2 protein-coding genes are annotated in these 1,632 nt (G+C 79.2%); both read right to left on the bottom strand.

All coding sequences use genetic code 11. The features are described from left to right. The coding region (locus PYV61_RS25110; RefSeq protein ID WP_275836620.1) for a hydantoinase B/oxoprolinase family protein at window positions 1-1,436 on the bottom strand (1,436 nt) is incomplete at its 3' end. Next, on the bottom strand, window positions 1,433-1,632 hold a 200-nt coding region (locus tag PYV61_RS25105), incomplete at its 5' end, for a hypothetical protein (RefSeq protein ID WP_275836619.1). The genes PYV61_RS25105 and PYV61_RS25110, both read right to left, overlap by 4 nt.

Raw genomic sequence — 1,632 nt, 5'->3', positions numbered from 1 at the left:
TGCGGCGCGCGCGCGCGGCGCTCGGTGAGCAGCGTCGCCGTGCACGGCACGAGCGCGCGGTAGGCGCGCACCACCCCCTCGCCCCCCGCGTGCGCCCCCGCGCCGCCGGAGCCGGCGCGCAGCGCGTACGTCTCGACGCGCAGCGGGTACGCCGCCTCCAGCGCCTCGACCGGCGTGTTGCGCGTGTTGCTCATCCCGACGTGCACCCCCGACGGCCCGCCGCCGCGCGCGCTCGCCCCCTGCCCGCCGCCGAGCGTCTCGTAGAAGGTCCAGGCGCGCCCGTGCGCGTCGGCGCCGCCGAAGGTGACGTTGTTCATCGTCCCCTGCCCCTGCGCCGGCACGGCCAGCCCCGCGTCGGCGAGCGCGGAGAAGAGCGTGTCGGTGAGCCGCTGCGACATCTCGACGTTGCCGGCGGCGACGGCGGCCGGCCACCGCGCGTTGGCCGCGCTCCCCTCGGGCACCGACAGCGCCACGGCGCGCGCGATCCCGTCGTTCGTCGGCACGTCGTCGTCGAGCAGCGTGCGCAGCACGAACACCGCGGCCGCCATCGCGACGCCGCGCGGGCAGTTCACGTTGCCGCGCACCTGCGCCGCCGTCCCCGCCAGGTCCACGTGCAGGCGGCCGTCGGCGACGCGCACCGCCGCGCGCACCGGCACGAGGTCCTCCGACACGCCGTCCCCCTCGAGCGCGTCCTCGGCGCGCCCGCTCGCCCCCTCGTGTCGCGCCAGGCGCGCCCGCGCGCGGCGCTCGGCGTACTCCAGCAGCGCGTCGGCGGCCGCCCCCACGCGGGACTCGCCCTCGCGGCGCCAGAGCGCGCGCCACCCGTCGCGCCCCGCCGCGCACGCCGCGAGCTGCGCCCGCAGGTCGCCGAGCCGCTCCTCGGGCGTCCGCACGTTGGCGAGCACCAGCGCGAGCAGGTCGTCGTCGACCGCCGCGCCCCCCGCGCCGTCGGCGCGCACCAGGCGCACCGGCGGGACCACCAGCCCCTCCTGCAGCAGCTCCGTCGCCCCCTGCGGCATGCTCCCCGGGCTCATCCCGCCCACGTCGGCGTGGTGCGCACGCACCGCCGCGTAGCCGATCACGCGGCCCGCGTCGTCGGGCGCGCCGATCGCCTCGACCAGCGTCAGGTCGGGGAGGTGCGACCCGCCGCGGAACGGGTCGTTGAGCAGGAACACGTCGCCGGCGCGCGGCCCGCGCGCGATCACCGCGCGCACGGCGTCGGGCATCGCGCCCAGGTGGACGGGGATGTGCGCGGCCTGCGCCACCATGCGCCCGCCCGCGTCGAACAGCGCGCTCGACGCGTCGCGCCGCTCGCGGATGTTGGGCGAGATCGCGCCGCGCACCAGCACGCTCCCCATCTCCTCCGCGATCATCGCGAAGGCGTGCGCCCACACGGTGAGCTCGAGCGCGTCGATGGTCGCGTCCGTCGCGCTCACGCAGCCTCCACCAGCCAGCCGCCCACGTCGAGCGCGCGCGCCGTCCACCCGGCCGGCACCAGCGCGGTCGCGTCCGGGAGCACGATGGTCGCGGGGCCGACGACCGTCGCCGGCACCGGCCCGCCCGCGTCCACCACCACGCCGCCCGCGCCCTCCGCGCCCCGCGCCGACGTGCGCGCGAACCGCGGCGACGCGC

Source organism: Roseisolibacter sp. H3M3-2, from assembly GCF_029211165.1.
Taxonomy (GTDB): domain Bacteria; phylum Gemmatimonadota; class Gemmatimonadetes; order Gemmatimonadales; family Gemmatimonadaceae; genus Roseisolibacter.
This window is presented reverse-complemented; position numbering and strand designations above follow the sequence as displayed.